General features: G+C 36.0%; 22 protein-coding genes. 12 read left to right on the top strand and 10 right to left on the bottom strand.

Annotated elements, in window-relative coordinates; all coding sequences use genetic code 11:
• Window positions 1–17: 17 nt before the first annotated feature.
• Window positions 18–182 carry a hypothetical protein gene (locus tag ACTJIP_RS14670; protein ID WP_156118387.1) on the bottom strand — a complete coding sequence of 55 codons (165 nt, stop codon included), beginning with the start codon at window positions 180–182 and terminating at the stop codon, window positions 18–20.
• A 290-nt stretch (window positions 183–472) separates the two neighbouring features.
• On the opposite strand from ACTJIP_RS14670, the gene ACTJIP_RS14665 reads away from it, so the two are divergent.
• The 10 genes from ACTJIP_RS14665 (at window position 473) to ACTJIP_RS14620 (ending at window position 10,544) form a co-directional block, all read left to right on the top strand.
• Window positions 473–1,387 carry a dimethylarginine dimethylaminohydrolase family protein gene (locus tag ACTJIP_RS14665; protein ID WP_077413613.1) on the top strand — a complete coding sequence of 305 codons (915 nt, stop codon included), beginning with the start codon at window positions 473–475 and terminating at the stop codon, window positions 1,385–1,387.
• An 86-nt stretch (window positions 1,388–1,473) separates the two neighbouring features.
• Window positions 1,474–2,397 (top strand): citrulline utilization hydrolase CtlX, encoded by a 924-nt coding sequence (ctlX, locus tag ACTJIP_RS14660; RefSeq protein WP_077413614.1) that lies wholly within the window; start codon window positions 1,474–1,476, stop codon window positions 2,395–2,397.
• 20 nt (window positions 2,398–2,417) lie between these two features.
• Window positions 2,418–2,777 (top strand): S-adenosylmethionine decarboxylase family protein, encoded by a 360-nt coding sequence (locus ACTJIP_RS14655; protein WP_077413615.1) that lies wholly within the window; start codon window positions 2,418–2,420, stop codon window positions 2,775–2,777.
• 2 nt (window positions 2,778–2,779) lie between these two features.
• Window positions 2,780–4,237, top strand: a complete 1,458-nt coding sequence (locus tag ACTJIP_RS14650) for a DUF4178 domain-containing protein (protein WP_440704784.1) — start codon at window positions 2,780–2,782, stop codon at window positions 4,235–4,237.
• A complete protein-coding gene (locus ACTJIP_RS14645) occupies window positions 4,234–4,428 on the top strand; it encodes a hypothetical protein (RefSeq protein WP_175627182.1) in 195 nt (64 codons plus the stop codon). Before ACTJIP_RS14650 ends, ACTJIP_RS14645 begins: the two co-directional genes overlap by 4 nt.
• Before the next feature lie 12 nt (window positions 4,429–4,440).
• Window positions 4,441–4,656, top strand: a complete 216-nt coding sequence (locus tag ACTJIP_RS14640; protein ID WP_077413617.1) for a DUF350 domain-containing protein — start codon at window positions 4,441–4,443, stop codon at window positions 4,654–4,656.
• Window positions 4,649–6,163 carry a polyamine aminopropyltransferase gene (locus tag ACTJIP_RS14635; RefSeq protein WP_219072119.1) on the top strand — a complete coding sequence of 505 codons (1,515 nt, stop codon included), beginning with the start codon at window positions 4,649–4,651 and terminating at the stop codon, window positions 6,161–6,163. Before ACTJIP_RS14640 ends, ACTJIP_RS14635 begins: the two co-directional genes overlap by 8 nt.
• A gap of 70 nt (window positions 6,164–6,233) precedes the next feature.
• Complete coding sequence (locus tag ACTJIP_RS14630; protein ID WP_440704783.1) at window positions 6,234–7,727, top strand: NAD(P)-binding protein; 1,494 nt, start codon at window positions 6,234–6,236, stop codon at window positions 7,725–7,727.
• A gap of 9 nt (window positions 7,728–7,736) precedes the next feature.
• Complete coding sequence (locus tag ACTJIP_RS14625) at window positions 7,737–8,762, top strand: hypothetical protein (protein ID WP_077413620.1); 1,026 nt, start codon at window positions 7,737–7,739, stop codon at window positions 8,760–8,762.
• Window positions 8,763–8,789: 27 nt separating this feature from the next.
• Window positions 8,790–10,544: a discoidin domain-containing protein gene (locus tag ACTJIP_RS14620; protein WP_219072121.1), complete on the top strand. Its 1,755-nt coding sequence runs from the start codon at window positions 8,790–8,792 to the stop codon at window positions 10,542–10,544.
• Window positions 10,545–10,593: 49 nt separating this feature from the next.
• On the opposite strand, the gene ACTJIP_RS14615 is transcribed toward ACTJIP_RS14620, so the two are convergent.
• The 4 genes from ACTJIP_RS14615 to ACTJIP_RS14600 form a co-directional block, all read right to left on the bottom strand.
• A complete protein-coding gene (locus ACTJIP_RS14615; RefSeq protein WP_317619681.1) occupies window positions 10,594–11,007 on the bottom strand; it encodes a hypothetical protein in 414 nt (137 codons plus the stop codon).
• 35 nt (window positions 11,008–11,042) lie between these two features.
• Window positions 11,043–11,453: an alpha/beta hydrolase gene (locus ACTJIP_RS14610; protein WP_257468823.1), complete on the bottom strand. Its 411-nt coding sequence runs from the start codon at window positions 11,451–11,453 to the stop codon at window positions 11,043–11,045.
• 83 nt (window positions 11,454–11,536) lie between these two features.
• Entirely contained in the window at window positions 11,537–13,789 is a 2,253-nt protein-coding gene (locus ACTJIP_RS14605; RefSeq protein ID WP_180565063.1) for a TonB-dependent receptor domain-containing protein, read from the bottom strand.
• A gap of 45 nt (window positions 13,790–13,834) precedes the next feature.
• Window positions 13,835–16,096 (bottom strand): outer membrane beta-barrel family protein, encoded by a 2,262-nt coding sequence (locus ACTJIP_RS14600; protein WP_077413624.1) that lies wholly within the window; start codon window positions 16,094–16,096, stop codon window positions 13,835–13,837.
• A gap of 321 nt (window positions 16,097–16,417) precedes the next feature.
• Between ACTJIP_RS14600 and ACTJIP_RS14595 the strand changes: the two genes are divergently transcribed.
• Window positions 16,418–18,199 (top strand): carboxypeptidase-like regulatory domain-containing protein, encoded by a 1,782-nt coding sequence (locus tag ACTJIP_RS14595; RefSeq protein WP_139348457.1) that lies wholly within the window; start codon window positions 16,418–16,420, stop codon window positions 18,197–18,199.
• A 58-nt stretch (window positions 18,200–18,257) separates the two neighbouring features.
• Here ACTJIP_RS14595 and ACTJIP_RS14590 read toward each other — a convergent pair whose 3' ends face one another.
• The 5 genes from ACTJIP_RS14590 to ACTJIP_RS14570 form a co-directional block, all read right to left on the bottom strand.
• A complete protein-coding gene (locus tag ACTJIP_RS14590) occupies window positions 18,258–18,596 on the bottom strand; it encodes a DUF3817 domain-containing protein (RefSeq protein ID WP_077413626.1) in 339 nt (112 codons plus the stop codon).
• 84 nt (window positions 18,597–18,680) lie between these two features.
• Window positions 18,681–19,265, bottom strand: coding sequence for a nicotinate (nicotinamide) nucleotide adenylyltransferase (gene nadD / locus ACTJIP_RS14585; protein ID WP_077413627.1), 585 nt, complete (start codon window positions 19,263–19,265; stop codon window positions 18,681–18,683).
• Between the two features lie 149 nt (window positions 19,266–19,414).
• A complete protein-coding gene (locus ACTJIP_RS14580) occupies window positions 19,415–19,654 on the bottom strand; it encodes a four helix bundle protein (RefSeq protein ID WP_317043591.1) in 240 nt (79 codons plus the stop codon).
• 44 nt (window positions 19,655–19,698) lie between these two features.
• Window positions 19,699–21,411, bottom strand: a complete 1,713-nt coding sequence (gene recJ, locus ACTJIP_RS14575; RefSeq protein WP_077413628.1) for a single-stranded-DNA-specific exonuclease RecJ — start codon at window positions 21,409–21,411, stop codon at window positions 19,699–19,701.
• An 80-nt stretch (window positions 21,412–21,491) separates the two neighbouring features.
• Window positions 21,492–22,514, bottom strand: coding sequence for a hypothetical protein (locus ACTJIP_RS14570; RefSeq protein ID WP_440704782.1), 1,023 nt, complete (start codon window positions 22,512–22,514; stop codon window positions 21,492–21,494).
• A 93-nt stretch (window positions 22,515–22,607) separates the two neighbouring features.
• On the opposite strand from ACTJIP_RS14570, the gene ACTJIP_RS14565 reads away from it, so the two are divergent.
• On the top strand, window positions 22,608–23,420 hold the full coding sequence (locus ACTJIP_RS14565) for a M48 family metallopeptidase (RefSeq protein ID WP_440704781.1): 813 nt from the start codon (window positions 22,608–22,610) through the stop codon (window positions 23,418–23,420).
• Window positions 23,421–23,423: the final 3 nt, after the last annotated feature.

Genomic DNA, 23,423 nt, shown 5'->3' with positions numbered 1-23,423 from the left:
GCAGGCTTTCGTTTTTATTATGGACATTGGCATCTGTCACAAGTCCAGATATAACATTTTCCTGTATCATCCCACTCACAGCATCTTCTGCCTGTTGAGATTGGCGCACCTCCCATTACGGATTTCTGTTGTTCTCTTCCTAATTTTTGTGCGTTTTTCAGCACCGGATTGTTCTTGTTCATAACTTTGATTTTTGGTGTTAATAGTTAAGTTTTATGAGATATAATTTCGCGAAAATTATATCACTAATATAGGAAATTAAATAATAGAATTATCTGTTTTTTTGTTCTTATGTAGATGGAAAATAGTAAGTTGTAGATGTTTTTGGAGCTATTCACTACAGTTGGCTGTGCAGACAAGGAAATTTTGTTGAAGGGTGTTGATTTTGGAGATCAAATTTAATACATAAAATAATCCAAAAGTTTTATAGGTAGAGACCTTTACTTATATTTGTAGTATTGCATAAATCTTTATGAGACTAAACATTAAAAACGAAACGGGTAGGCTGAAGTCAGTAGTTCTAGGCCAGCCTAATTCACTGGGGGCAGTTCCCACACTAGAGGAAAGTTATGACGCAAAGTCATATTACTCAATCGAACACAACATGTATCCTAAAGAAGAGGATATTATCAATGAAATGAACGCTTTTGAAGCGGTTTTAAAAAAGTATGACGTTGAAGTACTGCGTCCAAGTATCATCAAAGATTACAACCAGGTTTTCTCAAGAGATGTAGCCTTTGTGATTGATGACAAGATGATCATTTCCAATGTGATTGCAGACAGAGCAGACGAGCAGGAAGCATACAAAAGCGTTTTTGAGAAAGTAGCATGGAGAAAGATTATCAACCTTCCGGAAACAGCACATATTGAAGGAGGAGATGTTATCGTATGGAATGATTTTATTTTTATCGGAACCTGCTTCAGCGAAGATTACAGAAACTATAAGACGGCAAGAACAAATGAGTATGCCATTGAAATCTTAAAAGAATATTTTCCAAAGAAAAGAATCATCGACCTGGAGCTGAAGAAAAATGATAAAGTTCCGTTTGAAGGAATTCTGCATCTGGATTGTACATTTAATCCGGTAGGAGAAGACAAATGTATCATTTATAAAAACGGATTCGTGGACGAAAGCGACTACCGCTTGATTATCGACATTTTCGGAGAAGAAAACTGCTTCCATATCAATGATGAAGAAATGTTTGAAATGTTCCCGAATATTTTCTCTATTGCTCCTGATATAGTAGTTTCAGACAAAGCATTCACCAGAATGAATGACCATTTGAGAAACGTGTGGGGAATGACCGTTGAAGAAATCCCTTATAGAGAAATCTCTAAAATGGGCGGTTTGTTGAGATGCTCCACAATGCCGCTTGTGAGAGAATAATCAGGTAGGAGAGTTTTAGTGTTTGAAAGTGAGAGAGTTTTTAATCTTTCAATCTTTTTAATTTTTCAATCTTTTAATCAAAAAAAATGCAAACAACAGATACAGTATTAATGATAGAACCGATTGCATTCGGTTACAACGCTGAGACAGCGAAAAACAATTACTTTCAGGTAGAGCAGACGGGTTCTGATATCCAGTCGAAAGCTTTGGCTGAGTTCAACACCTTTGTCGGAAAGCTGAGAGGAAAAGGAATCAATGTGATCACCATAAAAGATACATTGGATCCTCATACTCCGGATTCTATTTTCCCGAACAACTGGGTGAGTTTCCATAAAGACGGGAAAGTGGTTTTATATCCGATGTTCGCTTCCAACAGAAGAGTAGAAAGAAGAGAAGATATTATTGAAAGCATCAAAGATCAGGGCTTTGAAGTTGCTGAAATTGATGACTGGTCTTTTCCTGAAACTCAGGGGCATTTCCTGGAAGGAACGGGAAGTATGATTTTCGATCACGATAATAAAATTGCTTACGGTTCCGTTTCTTTGAGGCTGGATGAAAAACTGTTCAGAGAATTCTGTGCAAAATTCGGGTTCACTCCGGTTGTTTTCCATTCATTCCAGACGGTAGGAACAGAAAGACTTCCTATCTATCACACTAATGTAATGATGTGTGTAGCGGATAAGTTTGTCGTAATCTGCCTGGACTGTATTGATGATGAGCTGGAAAGAGAAAAAGTAGTTGAAACTATTAAAGGTTCCGGAAAAGAAATCATCGAAATTTCAGAAGAGCAGATGCAGCAATTTGCAGGAAATATGCTTCAGGTTCAGAACAAAAACGGTGAGAAATTTCTGGTGATGAGCCAGACTGCTTATCAATCTTTAGCTGCAGATCAGGTAGCCGCTATTGAAAAATACTGCGAAATTATCTATTCTGACCTGAATACCATTGAAGTAAATGGAGGAGGAAGCGCAAGATGTATGCTTGCTGAGGTTTTTCTTCCAAAAAAATAATATATTTACGAAAAAATTAATTGAACCCATTATCAAGTAAAGGTTTACATATTCTTCTGACTTTGGAAACAGAGTCAGAAGATTTGTTATTAGACAGCAAAGGTTTTCTCACATTTACACAAGAGATTCTGAAAACCAAAGAGGTGGAAATTGTAGGAGTAACCAATCATATTTTTGAGAATGATAGTTTTACTTCTGCAGTGATCCTTAAAGAGTCTCACCTTTGTATCCACACGTGGCCAGAATTTAAACAGCTTACTTTCGATGTTTTCCTTTGTAATTATACACAGGACAATACCACAAAAGTAGAGCAGATTGCAGATGAAGTGGTTCAGTATTTTAAAGCTAATACCATTCAAAAACACAAAATTTACAGATAACAATGCACTATGTCTGCCCAGCATGCGAATCAGAAAATAAATTAGATCTCACCTTTCCTGTTGAAGAATATGTTTGTCAAACCTGTTCTCATCTCATTGATGTAGCCGGAAATAAGAATATCAAACATTTGAAGGTACCGACGGAAAACGTTGTTTTAGACGTCGGACAGAAAGGAAAAATTGAAGGTGTAGAATATACCGTCGTAGCAATTGTGGTCAAGAAATACGGAAACAGTATCTTTTGGCGCGAATACTCTTTAAAAGACAGTAAAGGAAATGATGCTTTCCTGAGTGAAAGTGACGGACATTGGGTTTTCCTGATTCCTATGCATCCCGATGATTTTAAAGGTAAAAACTCGAAATTACCAACCTATCTAGGACGAACCTATCGCTGGTACGAAAACTCTCAGTGCAGTGTTGAAGCTGCAGCCGGTTTTTTTGAAGAACACGTGGATTTTAGTCTTGCCACTTACAAAGAATATGTCAACGGAACCCGTATGATCTCTCAGGAAAAGACCAGCAAGAAAAGCCAGTATTTTTATGGAGTTCACATTTCAAAACATGATGTTAAAAAGGCTTTTAAAATAGGACATATGCCCTATTATACAGGAGTAGGAATTGTTCAGCCTTATTATTTTGATATCAAACAGGCTATAAACATTTTCTGTATAGCAGCATTATTGATATGTCTGTTTCAGCTGTATGTTTATACATCAAGAACTAACGAAACCGTTTTTGCGCAGACCATCAACTTTACAGATGTACGGGATAAAGAAATGGTGAGCAGCAGTTTTACCCTTTCAGGAGGTTCGGCACCATTAAAGGTAAATGCGTTTTCAGGGGTTGATAATTCCTGGGCAAATATTCAGCTGAGTCTTGTGAATGAAAAAACCAATGAAATTATCTATACCTCCAAAGATATCGAACAGTATCATGGTTACGAAGATGGGGAAAGCTGGTCAGAAGGAAGTCAGTCCGAAGATTTTAATCTTTGTGGAGTAAGTTCCGGGCAGTATCACTTTCTTATTTCTGCAGAGAAGGATGGCTCTTTACCTGCCTTTTCCGGTCTTATGTCTCCGGATTCAAAGGTAACGTTATCACGGGATAAATCGGGAATTATAGAGATTACTGACCTGTTGAGCGGGCAAACCACATCTTTTACAGATGGAAAGATACTGGAAAAAGATACTTCGGAAGTGGCCAGACTTACTAAAACGTCTTTCGGGACTCAAAAGCTGGACTCCCTGATTAATGTTGAAGCACCTAAACTCACTACAGATCCCATTTCAAGCAATACCTATGTACAGCTCAAAGCAACCTGGCTTCCCGTTTCATTCTGGAACTTCGGATTTATTATATTCATTATGGCCGCTTTGTTTATAGCTATGTGGATAGGAAAGCATTTCTTTAATGTGAATAAATGGAAGAACAGTTCAAACTCACCTTATTCTGCATCATGATGACTAATATTTTAAACTATATAAGACAAAACTGGATACTCTGCCTGATTGGGAGCTTTTTCCTGACATGGTTCGTATATCTTACTTATCAGGGAAATCAGGTCTGCGACTGTGCCAAAACGGAAACATACCGCGATGGAACCACAAGAAGTCATTCCAGAGTAGGATTCTACAGATACTATCACAAATAAAAATATAAAACTATGGACAACATCAATTTATTACCAATATTCAATTCGGTTCTTTACTCATTTTTAGGAATCGCTATTTTGCTGGTGTGTTATTTCATTATTGAAAAACTTACTCCGGAAAAAACATGGCATGAGATCGCTCAGAACAAAAATATAGCACTGGCTATTGTATTCGGAGCATTTATCATAGGAATTTCAATGATTATAAGCGCCGCAATTCATGGATAAGAAGAGGATTCCTCTTGAGCTGCTTTTATTGTTTTCAGTATTCGTCATTGCTACATGTGGATTGATTTATGAATTGGTGGCCGGAGCCCTGGCGAGCTATCTTTTAGGAGACTCTGTAAAGCAGTTTTCTTTCATTATCGGGGTGTACCTATTTTCAATGGGAGTAGGTTCCTATTTTGCGAAATTCATCAAAGGAAATCTGATCGATAAATTTATTGAGATTGAGATTCTGGTTGGAATCGTGGGCGGAGTCAGCTCTGTGGTGCTCTTTACTTTGTTTAATACACTGGCACATTTTGAGAGTGTTCTCTATCTCTTTGTCTTCTTCACAGGATGCCTCGTTGGAGTGGAAATTCCGCTTTTGATGAATATTCTGAAAGACAGGGTGCAGTTTAAAGACTTAGTTTCAAATGTCTTTGCATTCGATTATATCGGAGCTTTGCTGGCATCCATTCTATTTCCATTGGTTTTGATTCCGAAACTGGGAATTGTAAAAACACCTTTGTTTTTTGGGCTCATTAATATTTCGATCGCTATATTCCTCTGCTACTATCTTAAAAAGGAATTGTCAAAACCGCTATCATTAAAAGTAAAATCAATTTCAGCGTTTATTGTATTGGTAGGACTTTTTATTTTTTCTGATACTATTTTGTCTTATTCTGAAGAAAAATTATATGGTGAAAATGTGGTTTATACCAAAAGTTCTCCCTACCAAAGAATTGTTCTCACCAGAAATACTCACGAATTCCGTCTGTATTTAAATAATAACTTACAGTTTTCTTCCACCGATGAATACCGTTATCATGAAGCTTTAGTGCATCCGGCGATGTCTATGGCAAAAAACATTGATAACGTTTTGATTCTTGGAGGAGGTGATGGTTTTGCAGCAAGAGAAGTATTAAAATACAAAGACGTTAAAAAAATAACGCTTGTAGATCTGGATGGAGAAATGACACAGTTTTTTAAGACCAATGAAACCATGCGAAAGCTGAATCAAAGTTCTTTTTCCAATCCTAAAGTAGAAGTAATCAATAAAGACGCCTACATTTGGGTAAAAGAGAACAAAAAAAAGTTTGATGTCATCATCATAGACTTTCCGGATCCCTCCAATTACAGCTTAGGGAAACTCTATTCCCTGCAGTTTTATAAAGAACTGGAGAAACTGACGACTTTGGACACTAAAATTGTAGTTCAGACCACTTCTCCGTATTTTGCTCCCAAATCATTCTGGTGTATAGAAAAAACGATCAATCAGATTTTTCCTTTCACAGCGGCGTATCATACTTATGTTCCGTCTTTTGGAGAATGGGGATTTTCTATGGCTTCGTTTGAACCTGTCAACAACAGAATCTACAGAAAGCTTCCCGGTTTAAAATTTTATGATTACAACTTTTCACAGATGTCTTATTTCAGTAAAGATATGAAAGTGAAAGAAGTAGAAGTTAACCGTCTGGATAACCAGATACTAGTTCGTTATTTCGATGAAGAGTGGGGGAAAGTACAGTAGAAAGGATTTTCTTAAAACTATATTTTTAGGTAGCCTTATGCTTCCCTTTTTGCAATATTGCGGAAAGAAGGTGAAGTCACTGCTCCTGAGGATTACGGGTACTAATCATGTTCTCGGACATCGGCTGTGGGCAAAAGATTTTCCACAGTTTTCAGAAGTTATCCACACCAAATATCTTATTGTGGGTGGTGGAATTTCCGGACTTTCGGCATGCCGTTTTTTTAATCTGAATAATGAAAATGATTACCTTCTCCTTGAAATGGAAAATCATCTCGGTGGAAACTCTTCCAACGGACAGAATTCATTTTCAAAATTTCCTTTAGGTGCTCACTATTTACCATTGCCAAACAAAGAGAATACAGAAATCATCGAGTTTCTGAAAGAATGTGGAATCTGTCTTGGAACGGAAGAGAACGGAGAGCCCATTCTTGATGAATACCAAATGACTTTTCCACAACAGGAAAGACTGTTTTATAAAAACTCTTGGCAGAATGATATTGTTCCCCAAAGAGGAATTTCAACAGAAACCCAGCAGGAACTTAACCGCTTTTTCAAGCTGATGGATGAGTTTCGTGTAAAGAAAGATGCACAGGGGAAATATTGGTTTGCTATCCCGGTACATGATTCAAGCAGAAAAGATGAGGCTGTAAACCTTGAAAAGCTCATTTTCAAAGACTGGCTCAAAGAAAATAATTATCACTCCGAAGAACTTCTTTGGCTTCTGGATTATTCCTGCAGAGACGATTTCGGATTAGGGATAGATTATGTTTCAGCATGGGCGGGAATTCATTATTTCGCTGGAAGAAAGAATAACTGGAGTACTCAATATAAAGATCAGGTTTTCACATGGCCGGAAGGCAATGCAAGGCTTGCAAAACATTTCTCAAAATATACTGAAGGAAAACAGATGTCCGGTAATCTTGTCTTTGATGTAACGCTCAATGGTAAAGTTGAGGTCCTGAGTTTTGACAATACCCAGAAAAAAACAAAAAAAATCATTGCTGATAAAGTGCTGTTTGCATCACCACAGTTTGTAAACGAAAGAATTTTCAATCATCAAAAAGCGGCTTCTTTCAACTATGTTCCCTGGCTTTTAACAACAATTACCCTGAGGAATGAATTCGGAGGAGATGAAGAACTGGCCTGGGATAATGTAATCTATGGATCTTCTGGATTGGGTTATATCTTTGATCAGCATCAGAATCTTAACCAGATTATGGGTGAAAAGGTGATTACCCATTACAAAAGTTTTTCAACCGGGGACTGCAGAAAAGCAAGAAAAAAATTGTATGCCATGAAAGATGCCGAACTGAAAGATTTAGTTTTAAATGATCTGAAGAAAGCACACCCTCTGATAGAAGACTTTGTTCTGGAAATGCAGTTTCATAAAATAGGGCATGCGATGATCGCGCCGGTTCCCAACCAGATTTTTGGAGAAGAAACCAGAACAGCAAAAGAACCTATTGAAGATAAAATTTTCTTTGCCCATTCCGATCTTTCAGGAATATCTATTTTTGAAGAAGCCTTTTATCAGGGAATCCGGACTGCAGAAAAAATGATATAAAATTACTATATGAAACAACCCTGGATACATAATGTCAAAACAGACTGGTGGTTTATTTTATCACCACCTTTCCTGGTATTGCTGATTATTTTTCTTTTTCAGCAACAGATTCAGGGGCTGGAAAATCAGTATTCTTTTTACACATGGCTCTTTCTGATTGTTTTTGTGGATGTAGCCCACGTCTATTCTACCTTGTTCAAGACCTATTTTGTAAAAGGTGAGATCCAGAAAAATAAATTACTTTATCTCGGAATTCCTGCTATAAGCTGGATTTTGGGTGTTATTCTGTTTCAATTCGGGAATCTGACCTTCTGGTCGGTATTGGCTTTGGTTGCAGTTTTCCATTTTATACGCCAGCAATACGGGTTTATGAGAATCTATGCGCGTTTTGAACCGAATAACTGGAGCAAAAAAATAGATGAGGTAGCTGTTTATTCCGCAACAATCTATCCCATGTTATATTGGTTCATGACACCACGTGCCTTTACATGGTTTGTCAATAATGAGTTTGACTGGCTTAAAAATCTCCCGGATTATACTCATTTAATCACAGTCATATATTTTACAATTCTGATTATTTGGATTGCTAAAACTGTTTTTGAAGCTTTTAAAACCAAAAGAATTAATATTCCCAAAACTGCACTGATTACCGGAACTTTCCTTTCCTGGTATTTCGGAATCGTGTACTTCAACAATGATCTTCTTTTTACTTTTCTGAATGTGATTTCCCACGGAATTCCTTATATCGCATTGATTTATATCCGGGAAATACAGCAAAAGGAAAATAGTACGTTGAATGGAATGCAGATTTTTAAATCTTTTTCCGGAGTATTTTTATTTATAGGAGTTCTTTTGGGATTTGCCTTTGTTGAAGAATTTTTGTGGGAAACGCTGGTCTGGAACGAGCATTTTTCCATGAATGTGATGATCTCGGAGAAATGGTTTCAGTTTCTGCTTCCGTTATTAGTAGTGCCTCAGCTTACTCATTATCTCCTGGACGGCTTTATTTGGAGAAAACCAAAAAAAGTTAGCTAACTTTGCGGTAATCTTTAAAATCTAAAAATGAGACAATACTTTCTGTTATTAGCAATTTTTCTCGGAATCATTGCAGGAGCACAGCAGAAGACTTTCTGTAATCCTATCAATATTGATTATGGTTATACTCCTTTCGAAGTTTTTTCTAAACAGGGAAAACACCGTGCTACGGCAGATCCGGTGATTGTTAATTTTAAGAATAAACTGTTCCTTTTTTCTACGAATCAGGAAGGATATTGGTACAGTGACGATATGCTGGACTGGAAGTTTGTAAAAAGGAAATTTCTCAGAGACAATAAATACACTCATGATCTTAATGCTCCGGCAGTTTGGGCTATGAAAGACACTTTGTACGTTTATGGTTCTACCTGGGAGCAGGATTTTCCGATCTGGAAAAGTACAAATCCTACCAAAGATGATTGGAAAATTGCTGTAGATACCTTAAAAGTAGGAGCGTGGGATCCGGCATTCCACTATGATGAAGATAAAAATAAACTCTATCTGTACTGGGGTTCAAGTAATGAATGGCCATTGCTGGGAACAGAAGTGAAAGTGAAAAACCTTCAGTCTGAAGGTTTTGTAAAACCGATTATTAAATTAAAACCAGAAGACCACGGCTGGGAACGTTTCGGGGAGTATAATGATAATGTTTTTCTTCAGCCTTTTGTGGAAGGAGCATGGATGACAAAGCACAACGGAAAATATTATATGCAGTATGGTGCTCCGGCAACAGAATTCAGCGGATATTCTGATGGAGTATACGTAAGCAAAAATCCTTTGGAAGGCTTCGAATACCAACAGCATAATCCGTTTTCCTATAAACCGGGAGGTTTTGCCAGAGGAGCAGGTCACGGAGCTACTTTTGAAGACAATTATAAAAACTGGTGGCACATTTCAACCATCTTTATCTCCACTAAAAATAATTTTGAAAGAAGACTGGGAATTTGGCCGGCAGGTTTTGATAAAGATGATGTAATGTACTGTAATACAGCTTATGGTGATTACCCCACATACCTTCCGCAATATGCACAGGGAAAAGATTTTACAAAAGGTCTTTTTGCCGGATGGATGCTGTTGAATTATAATAAACCGGTTCAGGTTTCATCTACTTTAGGTGGATATCAGCCGAATAATGCTGTAGATGAAGATATCAAAACCTATTGGAGTGCCAAGACCGGAAATTCTGGAGAATGGTTCCAGACAGATCTTGGTGAGGTCTCTGCTATCAATGCCATTCAGATCAATTATGCTGACCAGGATGCAGAGTTTATGGGGAAAACCTTAGGAAAAATGCACCAGTACAAGATCTATGGATCCAATGACGGCAAGAAGTGGAGTGTAATTGTAGATAAAAGCAAAAATACAAAAGATGTTCCTCACGATTATGTAGAGCTGGAGCAGCCTGCAAAAGCCCGTTTCCTTAAAATGGAAAATCTGAAAATGCCTACAGGGAAATTTGCACTGAGCGGTTTCAGGGTATTTGGAAAAGGAGCAGGGAAACAGCCTTCAAAAGTTGAGGGATTTGTACCTTTAAGAGCTGATCCCAAGAAATATGGTGAAAGAAGAAGTATCTGGATGAAGTGGCAGCAGAATCCTGATGCAGACGGCTATGTAATCTATTTCGGGAAGTCTCCTGATAAATTGTATGGAAGCATTATGGTATACGGAAAGAATGAATATTTCTTTACAGGAGCAGACAGAACAGATGCTTATTATTTCCAGATTGAAGCTTTCAATGCCAATGGGGTTTCAGAAAGAACAGCCGTTGCAAAATCTGAATAAATACCATTAATAGATAAAAGAATAACACGTTTTGAAGTATCAGAACGTGTTATTTTTTTGTTAGTCTTTTAAGAAAAGCTTCAATTTTATTGATAAGAAATTCATCATTAGGCTGTTTATCCCAATCCAGATGTCCACCATTGAATGGATAAGACTCATGGATAACATGATTTTTATTTAAAACTGAATCTAAGATTTTTTCCTGAGTAGAAGGTATGACATGATCCGAATTTCCATAATAAGATAAGGTAGGAGGGGAGTTTTCTCTTATCCATTTTACAGGACTTGCAAAATCTATTCGTGTTGTGCCCTTTTTCGGTACAGCGGGATCTACAAGCCTTTTTTCCACAAAAGAATATTCCTGATAATTTCCGAAACCCGGATCTGATAGATCTGCAGGGCCAACAATATTAATTACAGCTTTTACTTTTTTGTCAATATCGAATTGATAGGCATATAACATAGACAAATGCCCGCCGGCACTGTTTCCTAATAAAATCAGGTTGGGGTGGTAACCCAGTTTATTTTTAGCAACTCAGTCACTTTTCTAATATCCTCAGCCTGATTCGGAAGTCTAAATTGAGTTGCTGAAGCCAGTCTATAATTCATGTTGACGAAAATATGATCAGGAAATCTCTGCATCAGAGAAAGTGTGAAGAAAGTCAATTGTGACTTATTTCCACTGCGCCAGCCTCCACCATGGATAATGATGAAGACTTCTTTTTTGGTATTTGTTTTTTTGTTTGGAATATAAAGATCCATGACCTGCTTATCGCTATTCCCATAATGAATATTTTCTTCTTTATCAAAGCTGGCATTTTTACCCAGTTCTATCTTTTTTTCCTTGCAGCCAATCCATAGAAAAAGCAGGATTAAGCAAACCGAAATAATATGTATATCTTTTTTCATAGCAATTAAATATAAAAAATCCGCTGAAAAGAATCAGCGGATACTGTAAGAATAATTAATTGAATATGAAGAAAGATAGTTCTTTATCTTGTTCTGCTTTTGATAGCATCTGATGCACCTTCGATGTCTCGTACTTTTTTCACTTTCTGGTTTCCGAAATTGTAGGTAAGGCTTACCATCACATTTCTGTTGTAACGGTTTTGGTGGATGTAATTATAATTTCCATTCTCCTGGAAGTCTTCAATTTTAACGATATTGGTATTAAGAATATCATTGGCATTAACTGCGAAGGTCCACTCGTTCCACACTTTCTTGATGCTGAGGTCTAAACTCATTAAACTTTTCAGTAATCCAAGTTCGATCTGCTGCTTGTCTACGAAGAAATAATTAACTCCAAAGAACCATGTTTTCTTTTTATCAAGACGGATCGTGTTGTTGGTCTGGATCAAAAGACTGGTAGAATTAGTCTTGTTGGTGTATACAATATCTTCGCCCTTCTGATTCCTAAATCGATCTCCCGTAGTAGGATCCATATCAAGGCTTCCATTGTTGATATTATGCTGAACTCCAATATTGAAGTTGGTGGTCCAGTATTGTTTGAAGAATGATTTCTGAACCCCTACCATTGCAGACATTTCCTGTTTATTTCCGAAATTGGTTCTTATATATCTCAATACAGGATTGGGACCCACCGTACCATCAGGAGATACCGGATATCCCTGCAGCGGAACCTGAGTGATGGCATCCTGAATATAAGAATGGTTTAAAATCAGGAAGTATGAGTTTTTAAACATATAAGTTAATTCCTGATTGTAAGTAGATGAAGCCTTTACAAAAGGGTTGTTCTGAGTATAATTATCATCTGTCAGAATGTTTCTCACCGGATTGATTTCCCAGAAGCTCGGTCTTCTCATTCTGCTTGAAAAGGAATAAGAAATATTGTTTTTATCATTGATTGCATAGTTGAAGCTCAAATAGGGAAGAAGGTTGTTATAATTTCTTTCAATCCTTTTAAGTTCATCTGTAGGGGCATTGTCAGAGGTTCCAAGACTGTTTGTAATTTCATATCTCGCTCCGATTTTTCCAGAGATTTTATCCGATAATTTCTTTTCTATCGTCAGATAAGCACCATAAATATTTTCATCATAGATAAAGTGGTTCGGTCTTGAATCCGGAACTTCTGCGGGATTAAAAGAATACGTAATGTTTTTAGAATCGTTGTCTGTTTTGGTTTTATTATAATTTCCCCCTATTGAAATAGTCAGATCATTTTTAAATTTCTGATTATAATCTACCATTCCGGAGAAGTTATTAATGATCTGTGGAAGATCCTGGAATAACTGTGTAGTCATTTTTCCAACTCCCATATTCGCATCAGACATATGTGTTCTGTTGTCTGTAAACTGGAATCTTTTATAATTAAGATAAGCCGCATTTACATTAAGCTTACTGCCTAAGGAATCGGTCTTTAATTCATAATTTAAATTCACGGAATTGTTGTAAGATCTTGCATCTTCTTTATTCTTGGACCATGTATATTTTGTTCCGTTTTCTGTCTTAATGGTATTGAAAAGATTTACGGTAGAATTATAACTTTTATTAGCCCATGTGTTCCATGATAAAGCCAAGTTGCTTTTATCGTTCAGCTGATAGTCAATATTCAGATAACCTCCGATATTTTTGTTCGGATCATCAATATCTCCCGTAGATTCGTTAGATGTTTTGGCAGTTCCGTTTCTTAAAGTGTAGGTTTGTGCCTCTATATTTTCACCACCGCTTAGGTTGGCGCTCACTCCCAGTTTACCTTTTCGATAGTTGGCAGAGAAACTGGCCTGGCTTCCGTTGTATTTACCGGTTGTATTAGACATTCTCATATTTCCGTTGAGACCGTCACTCATTTTTTTCTTTAAAACGATATTGATGATACCATCCGATGATTCTACCTGATACTCACTGCCAGGAACAGTAATCACTTCAATTTTCTGGATGTTTTCTGCCGGAGTATTTTTCAGGAACTGAGCCAGCGACTCAGAGTCCATATTGCTTTTTCTTCCGTTGATATAGATCAGAGCATTATTTTTCCCTGCGATTTTTAATGTTTTATCATCTGTGGAAGACAATAGAGGAGTCTGTTTCAGAAGGTCAAAAGTGGTATTTCCTTTAGCTACTGGTGATGCTGCCACATCATATACAAAACGGTCACTTTGCTTTTTGAAAACCTGTTTTGTAATGGTAACTCCTTCTATATTTTTTGTTTTTGCCGTATCAGATTTCTTCTCCTGTGCAAGTGCACAAGTACCGAATACGATAGCCATTGACAAAATTATACGTTTCATGTTTGTTTTTATTTAAGAGTGGATTTGTGATATAAGTTGTGCAGATTAGGTTCTTGATTTTACAGCATCATTAGCTGATTTCATTTCCCTTGCCTTTTTCAGTTTCTGATTTCCGAAATTATAAGTAACCCCGATGCTCATGAGCCTTGGATAGTTGAAGTTGGTTATATTGTTATATTTTCCGTTTGGCTGTACTCCTTTAACGCTGTAAAAGCTTTGGTTAAATAAATCGCTTACTTCCGCTACAATGGTCCAGTCGCCTGCAATTTTTTTCAGACTAAGATCAAAGCTTTGTCTTGCTCCTATCATACCTCCTTCCATAGCGGTCTGGCTTGCAAAGAAGTAATTAACTCCTAAGAACCAGTCTTTTTTAGATGAAAGTCTGATAATATTATTGATCGTTACAGACATATTGTAGTTTTTTACATCAATGATATAAGGATCCAGTGACTCGGATTCGTACTGACCTAGCTGAGACGTTGGATCTTCCCATACTCCGCCTTTGTAGGTAACATAACCCAAATTAACAGAATAGTTAGTTGTCCATATGTCTTTGAACCATGACTTGTTCATTCCCAGCGTAAGAGCGAGCTCTCTGTTTTTACCGTAATTGGTTCTTATATACCTTAGGAATCTAGTTGTTCGCATGATCATATTTCCGCCTGGACCATAGACTATATTTCCATTTTTATCCCTTTCTGGAGTTGTTAAAGTCCCTTGTAATGGAAGCATGTCAGAAGCAGATGCATCTTCTACCATATTAAAGCTAAGATTGGCATAAAATGCATTTTTGTACATATAGTTCAGCTCCTGATTATAAAATTTTGAAGCAAGAACAAATGGATTGTTCTGTGTATAATTCGTAGGAGTGAAATACGTTCTGGACGGATTGAGTTCCCAGAATCTTGGTCTTCGGATTCTGCTTGAGAAAGTATAGCTCAGATTGTGATCAGAATTGATGGCATAATTTAAATTCAGATAAGGTAAAAGATTGTTGTAATTTCTTTCAAACCCTGTTTTTTCCAGAATTTCTCCGGTACTTCTTGTCATTTCATATCGGGCTCCTATTTTTCCGGATATTTTCTCAGTCAGTTTACGTTCATAGTTCAGGTAAATACCTAAAATATTTTCTTTATAAATGAAGTGATTGGTTTGTTTAGGATCTATCACAAAATCACTACCTATTAATTTGTCTTGTTTGGTATCATTATCAGTGTTCGTATGATTGTAGCTGATTCCCATTAACCATGTTGCGCCTTTAGCCGTTTTTTTCAGGTAGTCGATATTTGCTGCATAGTTGTTAATGATCTGAGGTACTGATTGATGAAGTGCAGAATATTTGTTGATGGTATCATTAGTTAAAGGAAAACTTTCATTAAAACTTACTTTATCTCTGTTGAACCATAAGTAAGAAATGTTTGAGGTAAGTCTGCTTCCCAGAGAATCGGTTTTCATTTCATAATTTAAATTGAAAGAATGATTTCTCGTTTGTGCATCTTCATTATTGACCGTTCTATTATTTAAAACCCCATTTTGCCAGTTGGTAATATCCAATACAGAATTGAAACTTTTATTATATCTCATGTTGTAGGAGAAACCAAGACTATGCTTTTTATTGATCTCATAATCAACATTAAACCCTCCGCCAAAATTTTTATTGGGATCATCATTAAATCCAAATGATTCATTTTTGAATGTAGGATCTCCGTTAGAGAGTGTATATCTTTGTCTGTCTGTCCAGCTTCCCGTTCTGAAGTTTGAGTTACCGGACCACTTTCCTTGTCTGAAGTTAAAAGAAGCTCCTGCATTAGGGTTGTTGTAATAAGCCTGCTCATTCTGCATTTTCAACGTTCCGTTATAACCGTTGTTTTTGCTTTTTTTCATTACAATATTGATTACGCCTTCTTTGGATTCAACCTGAAATTCACTTCCCGGAACTGTAATCACTTCAATTTTCTGGATATCCTCTGATGGAGTAGATTTCAGCATTTCAATCAATGCCTCAGAATCCATATTTGTTTTCTTATTGTTGATGTAGATCACCGCATCATTTTTTCCCAAAATCTTCAGTGTTTTTCCATCAATGCTGGAAATCATTGGAGTTTGTTTCAAAAGATTAAAGGTGTTGGTTCCCTTAGCAATAGATGAAGAAGCTACATCGTAAACTAAACGGTCTCCTTGTTTTTTGAAAACCTGCTTCTTGATATTCACTGCATCAATAGCATTTACTTTCAAACTGTCTTTTTTCTGCTGGGCAGTTACAAGTCCACCGAAAAATAGTGCTGCAATAAGAATTTGAGTTTTCATGATATTATTTTTTAATTAATAGCTTGTATGGTTTGTTATTTTACATTACAAAGATATATAATAAATTTAGTATCATGCAATGCAAAGTACTTAAAATGTTTTTAAACTTTATTTAAGTATTTGATTATCAGTAACTAAAATTTTATATCAATTTTGAGTTTCAATGGTTTTATTACTTAATTAGACAATTTGAAGTTCATTTTTGTTACATGACAATATGAAATTGATGGAAATTTTAAAAAATATTTAATGAGAAATCAGAAAAGATAACAATGATTGTATTTTATTATTAATTTAGTAAAAACTAAAAATTAATACCATATGCGAAAATTTTATCTTTTATTATTGTTGTTTGTGTTGATGTTTTCATGTAAAAATGAAACTTTCTCAGAAATAGAGGACGACACAACAAACCCTCCATCCAATTATAATTTTGGGAATACGGCGCAAAAGAATTTCCAGGGTGTCGTTCTTGATACGAACGGGCTTCCGGTATCAGGAGCAACGGTTACAATCGGAACAAGTACAGTTACAACCAATCTTAAAGGTTTCTTTACATTTAAAAATGCTTCGGTAAAAGAAAATTTTGCCCATATAAAAGTGACAAAATCCGGCTATGTAAATGCATCTAGGGTTTTGGTACCTACCAACGGAATAAATAGGGTGAATATCATGATGATTCCAGCAACAACGACATCTACAATTACCACGGGTTCTACCTCTACAGTTTCATTACCAAACGGAACAAAAGTAAAATTTGACGGAAGTTTCAAAGATGCAAACGGAAACGCCTATTCAGGAAATGTGAGTGTTGGGGTCTTTCATTTAGCACCATCCAATCAATATCTTAATGAATTAATGCCTGGATCATTTTTGGCAACCAATTCAGGAGGTAATGCCAGAATAATGGAAACATTTGGAATGCTACATGTACAGTTGACAGGAACTGCGGGACAAAACCTTCAGCTTGCAAACGGACATACCGCAGAAATAACTGTTCCTGTGGATGCCACACAAACTTCCAGTTCACCGACTACAATTCCATTATGGTCTTATAATGAAGATACAGGAATGTGGAAAGAAGAAGGTTCTGCTACAAAGATTGGAAATGCTTATGTAGGAACAGTAAGTCATTTTTCCTGGTGGAATTATGATGCACAGTTTGAACAGGCAACCATGAAAGTAACTGTAAAAAACTCTGCAGGGCAGGTTTTACCTAATACCAAGGTAGCTTTAAAGAGAAGCTCTCAAACGTATGAGACTTACGGAATGACGGATAATGCAGGGGTGGTTTCCGGAATTGTTCCGGCAGGTGAAACTCTTAGTTTAAAAGTTTATGATGTCTGTAATAATGTAATTTATACATCGAACGTAGGCCCTTTTCCAACAGGAGTCATAACGACTATTTCTGATATTGTTGTAAACCCTTCTACATCTACCAGCTATACCATTCAGGGAGTTCTGAAAACATGTGCCAATGCCAATGTGAGTGATGGTTATGTAGAATTGAAACCAACAGTAAGTACAAATTATTTCCAGTATATGTCAGTCCCGGTAGATAATAACGGAGGTTTTATATTCAATACGTATTCATGCACAGCAAATCCACAGTTTAGGTATGAAGGATTTGATAACGTTAATTTTCTGAGTACTAATGAAGTTACTTTCACTGCCACATCTACTACTATGAATTTGGGGAATATCATGGCTTGTAATTCTGTGAATGAATTTGTGAGTTATAAAATTGATAATCAACCTATTATTAATTTGTCAGGATCGTTCAATGTGCAATGGACAGGTCTTACTTCTACATCACCTAATCTGCCAGCCAAACAATTAAGAATAATCTCAACAAATCCAATTGGGCCAACTTTCTTTATGACTCAAAACAATATGACAGGAATTACTGCAAGTTTTACCAATAACTACATGTTTGAGTTTTCGGGGGGATCCATTACATCAAATAACGGGAATTTGGTTGTTGATATAACTGCTTTTGGAGCTTTGGGAGACTACATTGATTTTACAGTTAACGGAACTTTTACAGATAATTCCGGCAATCATACCTTTACAGCAACAGGACATGTAAAACGGGATATGTAATACTATTCAAAATAAAAAGGACCGAAAAGGTCCTTTTTTTATGCAGTATATTTATCATTTATTCTCTGTCGAATCGGGCTAGTTTTTTGTCTACCCAAACCGTTGCAAAAGGGAAGAATGCAGATAATAAGGCAAAAACAAAATCTTCATCATCCCAATTATAAATTTTTCTTGCAGGAAGGCAGAGTAAAAGGTAAAGCGTAAAAAATAATCCGTGTAAACTGCCAATAACACTGATGAAGATAATGGAATACAAATTTTCATCATATCGGATCCATATCATCGCAACACAGTACAGTAAAAGACATGAAACAGCTTCTGCAACACATATCTGTTTAAACCATTTGATGATTTTTTCCTGAGAATATTTTGAGAAAAATTTTTCGATGAAGTCCATTTCTTGAGTTATGAGGTGAGAGTTAAAAGGTAAGAGTCTTTCTCTGGCTTTTAGTTTTTACCCTCTCATTTCTGATTTGCAAAATTACTTATAAAAACTGCTACCATCCAAATATTCAAAAACTTCAGGAGGTAACATCGGCCTTACATTTTTGCCGTCTTTAATCATATTACGGATTTCAGTGGCAGAAAGTTCTATGACCGGCGCCTTGATCAGAGAAATATTTTCATGCTGTAAATAGTCAGAATCTGCTTTTTCGCCTTCAAATACTCTTGGATAAACTATGATATGATGATTTTTGATCAGAACATCAGAATTTTTCCACTTGTGAAGACTCTTCAGGTTATCTTCTCCCATAATCAGGCTGAAAGAATATTCAGGATGCTTCTCATGGAGGTAAGTAAGGGTATCGATTGTATAACTTGGCATCGGAAGAGAAAATTCTACATTAGAAGCTCTCATATTCGGATAGTGCTTTACCGCAAGCTGTACCATATCGAGTCTGTTATGATCTTTCAGTAAAGACTTTTTGTCTTTAAACGGATTTTGTGGGCTCACTACAAACCAAAGCTCATCCATATCAGAATTTTCCAGAATATAATTCGCCAGAATAAGATGTCCGATATGAATAGGATTAAATGATCCGAAAAATAAACCGATTTTTTTCATTGTTACAAGGAGTTAGGTTGCAGGAATTAGGTCTTAGGGAGTTTGAAGTTTTGTAATTACTACATTCAGCATTTTTGATATTTCGGATGTTTTTTCGATTAAAATTTGAAAATTTTCAGGATTCAAATAATTTAAATTTTTTGAAATAATCAATTGGTTTCCAATTCAGCACTGCTGCCTCTTGCAATTTTCAAAAACTGAAGATAGTCACTAGTAGATCTTCTGGAGTGACCTTCAGCAATATTAGATGGAATTGAAATTGAGGATCTGCGGATCTGACTTGTAAGCCCATACAGTTCTTCTTTTGGAAAAGCTGTTGTTACTGTATAGATTTCTGTAACGAGATCTACAGATTTTTGCCAGACGATTAATTCCTTATAATTTCCCATATGCATTTCCCTATTCCCTTATTGCTAAATCCTAATCCCTATTCTCAATCCCTAAACTTCACATCCTTAATATTTAGATAATGAGTGACGTTGCCTTTCCAGTGGTTTTCTTCAAGGGTAAAAGCAAGGTCGAAATTTTTATTTTTAAAATCTTCAACAAATGGTCCTAGTTTGAAGCCTACACATTCAATGTTTCGTCCTGTGGATTCCTGCTTGATATAAAACTTCAGGTGATTATTATCTTTTCCCATTGTTTTTACATAACCAGACAGTTTCTGATCCGTCAATGTAAAAATAGGTTTCATATTGTGAGGTCCAAATGGAGCCAGTTTTCTGTGGAAATTGATAAACTCTCTGTTGATTTCATCAATTGTAATCTCAGTATCAATGGCAATGGAAGGTTCTTTTTGATGGTCTTTGATTTTTTCAGAAACAATTTTTTCAAACCTTTCCTTGAAAGCATCAAACTTGTCTTTTTCCATAGAAAGTCCGGCAGCTGCGTGATGGCCTCCAAACTTAAGGAAATATTCCGAACACATATCAAGAGCTTCATGCACATCAAAATCAGAAACAGATCTCGCAGAAGCTACCATTTCCCCATTGTTACCATCAGTAAATACCAGTGTGGGTTTATAATAAGTTTCAATAAGCCTGGAAGCTACAATACCAATCACTCCTTTATTCCATTCAGGATGATAAACGATTGTTGTATGTTTTGTTTCTTGCTGAGACTCTATAATTTGGTTTAATGCCGAAAGAGTGGAATTCATATCCAGTTCTCTTCGTTCATCGTTAAGGTTCATGATATCACTCACAATCTGATTGGCATGTTTCAGATTGTCGGAAACCATAAGTTCTACGGCCGCTTTGCCATGAGAGATCCTTCCGGCTGCATTTATTTTAGGAGCTATTTCAAAAACAATATTGGAAATTTCAAAATGAGAAAGTTTATCCTCAGGAATCAACAGTCTTAGTCCCAGATTTCTGGTCTTTCTAAGAATTTTTAGTCCCATTTTAGCCAGTACTCTGTTTTCTCCTGTCATGGAAACAATATCAGCTGCAATAGAAATGGCCAGAAGATCAGTCAGTTCAAATAATTCTGCTTCCGGTAATTTATAAATTGTATTTAATCCCTGGCAAAGTTTAAAGCCAACACCGCATCCTGAAAGTTCTTTGAAGGGATATCGGCAGTCATTTCTTTTAGGGTCAAGTACAGCCGCAGCATCAGGAATTTCTTCACCCGGAAGGTGATGGTCGCAGATAATAAAATCTATATCCAGGTTACTGGCATAGCTGATCATATCAAGCGCTTTTATTCCACAATCCAGAGCGATGATTAATGAAAAACCATTTTCTTTGGCAAAATCAATTCCTTCAGTAGAAATTCCATATCCTTCAGAATTTCTGTCCGGAATATAATAGTCTAAATATTTTTTCTCAACAATTTTGCTGAGATAAAGGTACATCAAAGCAACTGCAGTGGTTCCATCCACATCATAGTCACCATATACCAATATTTTTTCGCCATTTTCAATAGCCGTTGCAATACGCTCTACAGCTTTTTGCATATCTGCCATTAAAAACGGATTATGTATATCGTTAAAGTTCGGTTTGAAGAATTCTCTGGCCTTTTGATAGTTGTCAATCCCTCTTAAAACGAGGATTTTAGATTCAAAAGTACCAAAACCAAGTGACGAACTTAGTCTGTCCACAACTTCCTCATCGGGTTCAGGCTTATAAATCCATTTTTGACTCATTTCACAAAAATAAGGAAAAAAGTTCTAAAAGCCTCTTTAAAAATCAGCAAATTAGATTTTAAAAATGAGCAGGATATCGCTTAATAAAACTCATACTTGTTGATGAAAATAAGAGTAGAATCTATCTTTCCATTCTTTTCTGAAACCATCTTTACGGGAACATTGTACTCATCCAAATCAAATTTTTCCAATGTCTTTTCATTGTTATCCTGAGTAAAGCTATCATCAAAAATCAGTGTTTTTCCAAAGTATTTTCTTTTCTGGTCAAATTTATATTCAGTATTTGCTGTTTCAATAAGAGTAAATTTATTTTCAGGATATTCCACTGTTGTCTGAGTTAGATTCTTTTCCTCGTCATATTCTTTTGTTATTTTTTTATTGTCTTTATAATCAATGAAATAAGAATTGTTATAATAAATTTTACCTTGATCAAAAACAGTCTTTGATATTAACTGATTTGAGGTATTAAATTGATATATAATATAATTATAATCCGAAGGCTGATCCTTAGACAATGCTTTTACTAGTTTTTTATTAAAATCATATTCAAAAACATAGGAACTTTTATTCTTTTTATTATTCAGCTTCAGAATGTTTTTATCCTTGTCGAAATCTTCGGTCCTTCGTAAGTTTTCAATATATTCCCATTGGTTTTCATTGTTGCCCGTGATGGCTATTCCGGTGCTGTTCACAAGGATTATATTTCCTGCAGAATCATAGTGATATTCATTTAAACTTGCTCCGGTATTGGAGTGCAGAATAAGGGTTTTAACCGGCTGGTTTTTATCATTGTAAATATTTCTTTCAATAATAGTCAGGTATTTTCCATTCCAGTTTTCACTTACATATTGTCGATAATATTTATAAATCAAATTTCCATTTTTATCATATTCTAAAATATTAAGGTATTCTCCATTACTTTTTTGCTCAAGCCTTTTTAAATTTTTGGGGTAAGTTGATGATGTGAAGTTGACATTAAAGGGTAGATTATAAGTAGTAGAGGTCATCATTACATCTTCATAATCAGGCATATTATATCTTGTTTTTTCCTGCCCTGTGAATAGAGAAAAGAAAAATATAGTAAAAAGGTAAATGGTCTTCATTTTTCTTTTAAAATTAAAAAAATTGAGATTACTCTTTTAATTTAATAATTGTTTAAAAAAAGGCTATCTTCGTGCTCCAAATTTTAAATGATTATGAAAAAAATTACTCTATGCCTTATCTTATTAGGGGCTATGCATTCTATCAATGCACAAAAAATCAACCTCGGGAAAGCTGCCGGAATGGTTTCAAATGGTGCAAAAGCATTGACATTTACGAACGAAGATGCGGTTAAATTATCCAAAGAATCAGTAGACTGGATGGATAAAAATAATACCGTAGCAGGACCTAAAGATCCGTATACCGTGAGATTGAACAAATTGTTTGGAAAACACAAATCTCAGGACGGTCTGAATTTGAATTATAAAGTTTATAAAGTAAAAGATATCAATGCATTTGCCTGTGCAGACGGAAGCGTACGTGTGTTCTCTTCTCTGATGGATATCATGACAGACAATGAATTGCTTGCCGTTATCGGGCATGAAATAGGGCACGTGAAAAATCAGGATACAAAAGATGCAATGAAATCTGCTTATCTGAAAGCAGCGGCATTAGATGCAGCATCATCAGCTTCTTCTGCAGTAGCTACTCTTAATGAGAGCCAGGTAGGAAAGATGGCTAATGCATTTTTGGATGCTTCGCACAGTAAAAAACAGGAATCAGAAGCAGATACCTACTCATACGACTTTATGAAAGCTAATAAATATGATGTTGTGGGAGCTTATACGGCTTTCAAAAAATTAGCGCTGCTTTCAGAAGGAAGTACACAAAGTAATTTTGAGAAAATGTTCAATTCTCATCCTGACAGTAATAAAAGGGCAGAGTCTATTAAAAAGAGAGCAGAAAAAGACGGGATGTGGAAAGACCCGGGAACGGTAACTTTGCCTACTGCAAAACTTACGAAATAATTG

This window comes from Chryseobacterium sp. 22543, from assembly GCF_052044565.1.
Taxonomy (GTDB): domain Bacteria; phylum Bacteroidota; class Bacteroidia; order Flavobacteriales; family Weeksellaceae; genus Chryseobacterium.
Note: the sequence above shows the minus strand (reverse complement) of the source record. Positions and strands in the feature narration are given on the sequence as shown.

Coding starts and splice junctions, on each gene's coding strand:
- ACTJIP_RS14670 (WP_156118387.1), bottom strand. CDS start 182: ATGAACAAGAACAATCCGGTGCTGAAAAACGCACAAAAATTAGGAAGA.
- ACTJIP_RS14665 (WP_077413613.1), top strand. CDS start 473: ATGAGACTAAACATTAAAAACGAAACGGGTAGGCTGAAGTCAGTAGTT.
- ctlX (WP_077413614.1), top strand. CDS start 1,474: ATGCAAACAACAGATACAGTATTAATGATAGAACCGATTGCATTCGGT.
- ACTJIP_RS14650 (WP_440704784.1), top strand. CDS start 2,780: ATGCACTATGTCTGCCCAGCATGCGAATCAGAAAATAAATTAGATCTC.
- ACTJIP_RS14645 (WP_175627182.1), top strand. CDS start 4,234: ATGATGACTAATATTTTAAACTATATAAGACAAAACTGGATACTCTGC.
- ACTJIP_RS14640 (WP_077413617.1), top strand. CDS start 4,441: ATGGACAACATCAATTTATTACCAATATTCAATTCGGTTCTTTACTCA.
- ACTJIP_RS14635 (WP_219072119.1), top strand. CDS start 4,649: ATGGATAAGAAGAGGATTCCTCTTGAGCTGCTTTTATTGTTTTCAGTA.
- ACTJIP_RS14625 (WP_077413620.1), top strand. CDS start 7,737: ATGAAACAACCCTGGATACATAATGTCAAAACAGACTGGTGGTTTATT.
- ACTJIP_RS14620 (WP_219072121.1), top strand. CDS start 8,790: ATGAGACAATACTTTCTGTTATTAGCAATTTTTCTCGGAATCATTGCA.
- ACTJIP_RS14615 (WP_317619681.1), bottom strand. CDS start 11,007: ATGTTATATGCCTATCAATTCGATATTGACAAAAAAGTAAAAGCTGTA.
- ACTJIP_RS14610 (WP_257468823.1), bottom strand. CDS start 11,453: ATGAAAAAAGATATACATATTATTTCGGTTTGCTTAATCCTGCTTTTT.
- ACTJIP_RS14605 (WP_180565063.1), bottom strand. CDS start 13,789: ATGAAACGTATAATTTTGTCAATGGCTATCGTATTCGGTACTTGTGCA.
- ACTJIP_RS14600 (WP_077413624.1), bottom strand. CDS start 16,096: ATGAAAACTCAAATTCTTATTGCAGCACTATTTTTCGGTGGACTTGTA.
- ACTJIP_RS14595 (WP_139348457.1), top strand. CDS start 16,418: ATGCGAAAATTTTATCTTTTATTATTGTTGTTTGTGTTGATGTTTTCA.
- ACTJIP_RS14590 (WP_077413626.1), bottom strand. CDS start 18,596: ATGGACTTCATCGAAAAATTTTTCTCAAAATATTCTCAGGAAAAAATC.
- nadD (WP_077413627.1), bottom strand. CDS start 19,265: ATGAAAAAAATCGGTTTATTTTTCGGATCATTTAATCCTATTCATATC.
- ACTJIP_RS14580 (WP_317043591.1), bottom strand. CDS start 19,654: ATGGGAAATTATAAGGAATTAATCGTCTGGCAAAAATCTGTAGATCTC.
- recJ (WP_077413628.1), bottom strand. CDS start 21,411: ATGAGTCAAAAATGGATTTATAAGCCTGAACCCGATGAGGAAGTTGTG.
- ACTJIP_RS14570 (WP_440704782.1), bottom strand. CDS start 22,514: ATGAAGACCATTTACCTTTTTACTATATTTTTCTTTTCTCTATTCACA.
- ACTJIP_RS14565 (WP_440704781.1), top strand. CDS start 22,608: ATGAAAAAAATTACTCTATGCCTTATCTTATTAGGGGCTATGCATTCT.